We start from the raw sequence: 6,927 nt of genomic DNA, 5'->3' as shown, positions 1-6,927 counted from the left end.
TCATCGAACTGGCCCGCAAGTACCAACTCGTCATCTTTGCCGACGAGATCTACGACAAGACGCTGTACGACGGCAACACCCATACCGCCATGGCGTCGCTGGCCRATGACGTGCTGTTCATCACCTTCAACGGCCTGTCCAAGAACTACCGTGCCTGCGGCTACCGTGCCGGCTGGATGATCGTCAGCGGCGAGAAGCGCCATGCCCGCGACTACATCGAGGGCCTGAACATGCTGGCGTCCCTCCGCCTGTGCTCCAACACGCCGGGTCAATTGGCGATCCAGACGGCCCTGGGCGGCTACCAAAGCATCAAGGACTTGGTCGCGCCGACCGGGCGCCTGTGCCACCAGCGCGACCTGGCCTATGAGCTGCTGACGCAGATCCCGGGCGTCAGCGTCGTCAAGCCCAAAGCGGCCCTCTACATGTTCCCGAGGCTGGACCCCAAGGTCTACCCAATAGCCGATGACCAGCAGTTCGCCTACGAGCTGCTCGCCGAGGAGAAGGTGCTGATCGTCCAGGGCACCGGTTTCAATTGGCCCGAGCATGACCACTTCCGCCTCGTCTTTTTGCCCAATGTGGATGATCTGCGTGAGGCCATTGGCCGCATCGACCGTTTCCTGGCCGGCTACCGCCGCCGCCACACTTCCTGATTTCCTGTCCTGAGAGCCCTGCGATGAAAGCGATTCAAGTTGGCCTGATCGGCCTCGGCACCGTCGGTGCCGGCACCTTCCACGTCTTGCAGCGCAACCAGGCCGAGATTCGCGGCCGCGCCGGCCGGGGCATCGAGATCGCGATGGTGTCCGCCCGCAACGCCGAGCGCGCCAAGGCCTACCAGGCCATCGTGGGTGACGGCGTGCCCTGCGTCGGTGACGCGCAGCAGCTCGTCAACAACCCGGATATCGACATCGTCGTCGAGCTGATCGGCGGCATCGAGCCGGCCCGCAGCCTCGTGCTGCAGGCGATTGCCAACGGCAAGCATGTCGTCACCGCCAACAAGGCCCTGCTGGCCCTGCACGGCACTGAGATCTTCGAAGCGGCGCGCGAGAAGGGCGTCGTCGTCGCCTTCGAGGCGGCCGTGGCCGGCGGCATCCCCATCATCAAGGCGCTGCGCGAAGGCCTGACGGCCAACCGCATCGAGTGGATCGCCGGCATCATCAACGGCACCACCAACTTCATCCTGTCGGAGATGCGCGGCAAGGGCCTGGACTTCGCCACCGTGCTGAAGGAAGCGCAACGCCTGGGCTATGCCGAGAGCGACCCGACCTTCGACATCGAAGGCGTGGACGCGGCCCACAAGCTGACCCTGATGAGCGCCATCGCCTTCGGCGTGCCGGTGCAGTTCGACAAGGCCCACGTCGAGGGCATCAGCAGCCTGCAGGCCACCGACATCAAGTACGCCGAGCAGCTCGGCTACCGCATCAAGCTGCTGGGCATCACGCGCCGTCGTGACAATGGCATCGAGCTGCGCGTCCACCCGACGCTGATCCCATCCAGCCGCCTGATCGCCAACGTCGAAGGCGCGATGAATGCCGTCGTCGTGCAGGCCGATGCCGTCGGTACGACGCTCTACTACGGCAAGGGTGCCGGCGCCGAGCCGACCGCGTCGGCCGTCGTCGCCGACCTGGTGGACGTGACCCGCCTGCACACGGCCGACCCCGACCACCGTGTGCCGCACCTGGCCTTCCAGCCCGACGCGATGAGCGACACACCCATCCTCGAGATGGCCGACGTGCACACGGCCTTCTACCTGCGCCTGGTCGTGGCCGACCAGCCGGGCGTGCTGTCGCGCATCACCACCATCCTGGCCGAGCACGACATCTCCATCGACGCCGTGCTGCAGCGCGAGTCGGGCGAAGGCGAGCGCCAGACCGACCTCATCATCCTGACGCACGACACGGTGGAAGGCCGCATGAACGAGGCCCTGGCCAAGATGCAGGGCCTGCCCACCGTGCTCGCCCCCATCGTCCGCATCCGCAAGGAAGAGCTCGCCTGAGCCTGAACTGACATGAAGTACATCTCCACCCGCGGCGACCAGACCGAGCGCGGCTTCTCCGACATCCTGCTCGAAGGCCTCGCTCCCGACGGCGGCCTTTACCTGCCCAAGGCCTACCCGAAAGTCGACGCCGCCACGCTCACTCGCTGGCGCGGCCTGGCCTATGCCGACCTGGCCTTCGAGATCCTGTCGCTCTATATCGACGACATCCCCGCCGACGACCTGCGCGCCATCACGCGCAAGGTCTACACAGCCGAAGTGTTCGGCACCGAGCAGATCACGCCGCTCACCTGGCTGGGCGACCACATCGCGCTGCAAGGCCTGTCCAACGGCCCGACGCTGGCCTTCAAGGACATGGCCATGCAATTGCTGGGCGCGCTGTTCGAGTACGAACTCGGCCGTCGCGGCGAGACGCTGAACATCCTGGGCGCAACGTCCGGCGACACCGGCAGCGCCGCCGAGTACGCCATGCGCGGCAAAAAGGGCGTCAATGTCTTCATGCTCAGCCCCAACGGCCGCATGAGCCCCTTCCAGCAGGCGCAGATGTTCAGCCTGCAAGACGAGAACATCCACAACATCGCCATCGATGGCGTATTCGACGACTGCCAGGACATCGTCAAGGCCGTGTCCAACGACCTCGCCTTCAAGCGCGAGCACCGCATTGGCACGGTCAACTCCATTAACTGGGCGCGCCTGCTGGCCCAGGTCGTCTACTACTTCGCCGGCTATTTCCAGGCGACGAAGAGCAACGCCGAGAAGATCAGCTTCACGGTGCCGAGCGGCAACTTCGGCAACGTCTGTGCCGGCCACGTGGCGCGCATGATGGGCCTGCCCGTCAAGCAGCTGGTTGTCGCGACCAACGAGAACGATGTGCTGGACGAATTCTTCCGCACCGGCGCCTACCGCCCGCGCAGCACGGCCGACACGCACGAGACGTCCAGCCCGTCGATGGACATCTCCAAGGCGAGCAATTTCGAGCGCTTCGTCTTCGACCTGCTCGGCCGCGACGGTGGTCGCGTGAAGCAGCACTTCGGCGCCAGCCAGTTCGAGCTGGGCGGCGGCGAGCATGCCGACATCGCCGGCTTCGGCTTCGTGTCCGGCCGCAGCACGCATGCCGACCGTGTGGCAACCATCCGCCGCTGCCATGCCGAGCACGGCGTCATCATCGACCCGCACACCGCCGACGGCCTCAAGGTGGCGCTGGAGAAGCGCGATCCCAACGTCACGATGCTGGTGCTGGAGACGGCCCTGCCGGCCAAGTTCGCGGCAACCATCCACGAGGCCCTGGCCATCGAGCCGCCGCGGCCCGCCGGGCTGGAAGGCATCGAAGAACTCCCCAAGCGCGTGAAGGTCATGCCGGCCGATGTAGGCCAGGTGAAGGCCTACATTCACGCCCATGTCTGAAGCCCCCAGGAAGCCGCTGATCCCGTTGGACGAGGCGCTGGCCGCGCTGCTGGCGCAGGTCCAGCCGCTGGCTGAACGCGAAACGCTGGCGACGAGCGCTGCCGTAGACCGCGTGCTGGCTGCGAACCTGATCTCGCCGGTGGACGTGCCACCGGCCGACAACTCGGCGATGGACGGCTATGCCCTGCGCGCCGCCGATGCGGGCCAGGCATTGCCTGTCACGCAGCGCATTCCCGCCGGCAGCGTGCCCGCACCGCTGCCACCCGGCGAGGCGGCGCGCATCTTCACGGGCGCCCATGTGCCACCGGGTGCGGACACCGTCGTCATGCAGGAGTTCACCGAGCTGGTGGGCGACAAGGTCAGCGTGACCCAGCCCGTCACCGCCGGCGCCAACGTGCGCCTGCGTGGCGAGGACGTGCGCGCCGGTTCGGTCGTGCTGCCTGCGGGCACGCGGCTGGACGCGGTCTCCGTCGGGCTGGCCGCGACCGCTGGCGCCGCCGAGCTGACCGTCACCCGCCGACCGCGTGTCGCACTGTTCTCCACCRGCGATGAACTCGTCATGCCCGGCGAGCCGCTGCCGCCCGGTGCCATCTACAACTCCAACCGCTTCACGCTGCGTGCCTTGCTCGAAAGCCTGGGCTGCGAGGTCATCGACCTTGGCATCGTGCCCGACCGCCTCGATGCGACCCGCGCCGCGCTGCGCGAAGCCGCATCCCGGGCCGACGTCATCCTGACCTCGGGGGGCGTGTCCGTCGGCGAGGAAGATCATCTGCGCCCCGCCGTGCAGGCTGAGGGCCAGCTAGACCTGTGGGCCATCGCCATCAAGCCCGGCAAGCCCTTCGCCTATGGCCGCGTGGGTGAGGCGCATTTCATCGGTCTGCCCGGCAACCCGGTTTCCAGCCTGGTGACCTTCCTGGTCCTCGTGCGACCCTTCCTGCTGAAGTTGCAAGGCGCTGCGCGCCTGACGCCGCGGGGCTATCGGCTGGCGGCCGGCTTTGACTGGCCCAAGCCCGACAAACGCCGCGAGTTTCTGCGGGTGCGTCTGGACGAAGAGGGCGGCCTGGCGATGTTCTCCAACCAGAGCAGCGGCGTCTTGACCTCGGCGTTCTGGGCCGACGGCCTGCTCGACAACCCCGCCGGCCAGGCCTTCAAGGCCGGCGACGCGGTGCGCTTCATTCCGTTCGCGGAGCTGCTGGCGTGAGCATCACGGTCCGACTGCGGTTCTTTGCGTCGCTGCGCGAGAAGCTGGGCGAGGGCGAAGCGATCACCTTGCCTGAGGGCAGCACCGTCGCCGTGGCGCGCGAGTCGCTGCAGGCACGTGGTGGCATCCATGCTGAGGCTCTGGCATGTGGTCGCGCAGTGCGCGCAGCGTTGAACCAGAAGATGTGCGCCGAATCCGCCGTACTGTCGGACGGCGACGAGCTGGCCTTCTTTCCTCCCGTCACTGGAGGCTGACGTGCAGGGCCTGCATCTGACGGCCGACCTGCACGGCGTCGACCCGGCGCTGGCGGTCATGCGCGACGCCGACGCGCTCGCCGCGCTGTGCCGCGACGCAGTGACCCGTTCAGGGCTCACCGGCGTCGCCGAACTCTTCCACCGCTTCGCACCCAAGGACGAGCAGAGCGGCGTCACCGGCGTCGTGTTGCTGGCTGAATCGCATCTGGCCGTGCACACCTGGCCCGAGCTGGGCGGTGTGACGCTGGACGTCTATGTCTGCAATTACGGCGCCGACAACAGCGCCAAGGCCGAGGCCCTGCTCGATGCCTTGCTGAAGGCGTTCGCGCCGCGCGAGACGGCAGTTCAAAGGCTGAGCCGCGCGGCCGCCTCAATGCCCGCGGTGTAGGCCTCCTCGAACACCGAGTACCCCGCCAGGTCGCTGTGTGCGAACACGACGCGGCCGCGCTGGGCGTTCAGCGCGGCCAGCTCGGCCGAGCCACGCAGGCCAGGTGCGGGGATGCTCATCGCATGGCCGAAGCGGCAGAGGTCGATGCGCTCGAGCTTGGCCGGCAGGTCCGGGTGGGTCTGGGCCAGCTCCTGGGTGACGATCCCGGCCCAGTGCTGCCAGGGCTGCTTCAGCAGCTCGCCACGCTGGCTTTCGGGCAGGGCGAGGTAGGCCGTCAGCACCGGCGGGCGCGGCGTCGGGTCGCGCGACTGGTGGCGGTCGTCGACATAGCCCAGGGCGGTGCTGCCGTAGCGCACGTTGTCCCAGGACGGCGGCGCGCCGGCGCGCTGCAGCAGCGGCTCGCGCAACGCGAGATTGGCCGTCAGCCAGGGGGCGTGGGCCTGCTTCAGCGAGCGCAGGGCGTCAGGCGGCGCGGCCAGCAGCCGGGCCGACACGAACAAGGGCGCGGCCATGACGACGGCGCGGGCGGTCCAGCGTTCGGGCGCGCCGGTCGCCTCGTTCCAGGCCAGCAGYTCGACGCCCTGGCGCTGCTCGGTCACGCGCAACACCGTGCGGCCCAGGTGGATGCGCTCGCGCAGCGGCGCGGCGATGTGGGCGCTGAGCCAGCCATTGCCTTCGGCCCATGTCAGCACCGGCTCGCGCTCGGCCGCCTCGTCACCGGGCGCATGGAAGCCATGGCGGCTGGCGAAATAGTGCAGACCGGCCCAGGCCGAGACGGTGCTGTCCCCGGCGCCGAAGTCGTCGCGGCAGCAGTAGTCGAGATACCAGCGAAGCCGGGTATCGTTCAGGCCGGCGGTGTCCAGCCAGGTGGCGAAGGTCTGGGCGTCGAGCGTGGCATGGCCGGCGGTCCAGCGGGCGCGGTGGCTGGGCATGGCAAAGCCGAGCTCGCGCTGGGCCTGGGTGACCAGGGCGGAGAAGCGCCGGTACTGCGCTAGCGACTGCGCGCCCTCCGGCGGCGGCAGCAGGCCCTCGCGCCATTCGCCGTCGATGAAGAGGCGCTCCTGCGGGCTGTGGCAGAGGTGGCGCTCGTCCCAGACCGTGCGGCCGAGTTGTTCACGGGCCAGGCCCAGCTCGTGCAGCAGCTCATTGACTTCACGCGCCTGGGCGCCGGGCAGCGGCAGGTAGTGAGCGCCGAGGGGGCAGGGCGCGCCGGCCAGCACGTGGCCACGGCTGTTGCCGCCGGCCTGGTCTTCGAGGTCGAGCAGGGCGAAGTCGTCGATGCCGCGCCGGGCCAGCGCACGCGCGCAGGCCAGGCCGGCGACGCCAGCGCCGACGATGAGCACGCCCGTGGTCTTCAGCGGCCCGTCGGCCTTCGGTCTTTCGCCCCGCAGCCGATGGCCGCGCTCGGGATGGGTGCCGACCCAGCCGCCCTGCAGGGCCGGCGCGTCGGGCGTGCAGCCGCCGGCCAGCAGGCCGAGCAGCAGCGCCCGGCGGGAGGGGCCGGTGGTTTCGACGCGGGGAAAAGAGGGCTGGGGCGGGCGCAAGGGCGGCAGGGTAGCAGCCTGCGCCGTCGCCTCGCCCGTCAGCTCGCCACGGGCTTCACATCGTCGCCATCACTGTTTGAGCGCCATTCGCGCAGCTCTTCGGCCAATACCGGGTGGTGGTCGGCCGCGGCGCGCTGCATCAG

At 68.9% G+C, this 6,927-nt stretch carries 7 protein-coding genes; 6 read left to right on the top strand and 1 reads right to left on the bottom strand.

Features of this window, described 5'->3' with window-relative positions:
- The 6 genes from AC1DU6_RS15625 to speD all read left to right on the top strand — a co-directional run.
- A partial coding sequence (locus AC1DU6_RS15625) for an aminotransferase class I/II-fold pyridoxal phosphate-dependent enzyme (protein WP_477858160.1) occupies positions 1-650 on the top strand: 650 nt, incomplete at its 5' end.
- Between the two features lie 23 nt (positions 651-673).
- Positions 674-1,993, top strand: a complete 1,320-nt coding sequence (locus AC1DU6_RS15620; RefSeq protein WP_457323918.1) for a homoserine dehydrogenase — start codon at positions 674-676, stop codon at positions 1,991-1,993.
- A gap of 12 nt (positions 1,994-2,005) precedes the next feature.
- Positions 2,006-3,397 (top strand): threonine synthase, encoded by a 1,392-nt coding sequence (gene thrC / locus AC1DU6_RS15615; RefSeq protein ID WP_457323919.1) that lies wholly within the window; start codon positions 2,006-2,008, stop codon positions 3,395-3,397.
- Positions 3,390-4,598 carry a molybdopterin molybdotransferase MoeA gene (locus AC1DU6_RS15610; protein WP_477858158.1) on the top strand — a complete coding sequence of 403 codons (1,209 nt, stop codon included), beginning with the start codon at positions 3,390-3,392 and terminating at the stop codon, positions 4,596-4,598. The genes thrC and AC1DU6_RS15610 overlap by 8 nt, the downstream gene beginning before the upstream one ends.
- Entirely contained in the window at positions 4,595-4,852 is a 258-nt protein-coding gene (moaD, locus tag AC1DU6_RS15605) for a molybdopterin converting factor subunit 1 (RefSeq protein WP_394326315.1), read from the top strand. Before AC1DU6_RS15610 ends, moaD begins: the two co-directional genes overlap by 4 nt.
- A 1-nt stretch (position 4,853) precedes the next feature.
- Positions 4,854-5,240, top strand: coding sequence for an adenosylmethionine decarboxylase (gene speD / locus AC1DU6_RS15600; protein ID WP_457323921.1), 387 nt, complete (start codon positions 4,854-4,856; stop codon positions 5,238-5,240).
- Here speD and AC1DU6_RS15595 read toward each other — a convergent pair.
- A complete protein-coding gene (locus tag AC1DU6_RS15595; protein WP_477858155.1) occupies positions 5,198-6,784 on the bottom strand; it encodes a flavin monoamine oxidase family protein in 1,587 nt (528 codons plus the stop codon). The two genes, speD and AC1DU6_RS15595, sit on opposite strands and share 43 nt — an antisense overlap.
- Positions 6,785-6,927: the final 143 nt, after the last annotated feature.

The organism is Roseateles sp. P5_B10, from assembly GCF_056400485.1.
This window is presented reverse-complemented; position numbering and strand designations above follow the sequence as displayed.

Excerpts from the sequence above, each read along its gene's own strand:
- AC1DU6_RS15620 (WP_457323918.1), top strand. The coding sequence starts at position 674 with ATGAAAGCGATTCAAGTTGGCCTGATCGGCCTCGGCACCGTCGGTGCC.
- thrC (WP_457323919.1), top strand. The coding sequence starts at position 2,006 with ATGAAGTACATCTCCACCCGCGGCGACCAGACCGAGCGCGGCTTCTCC.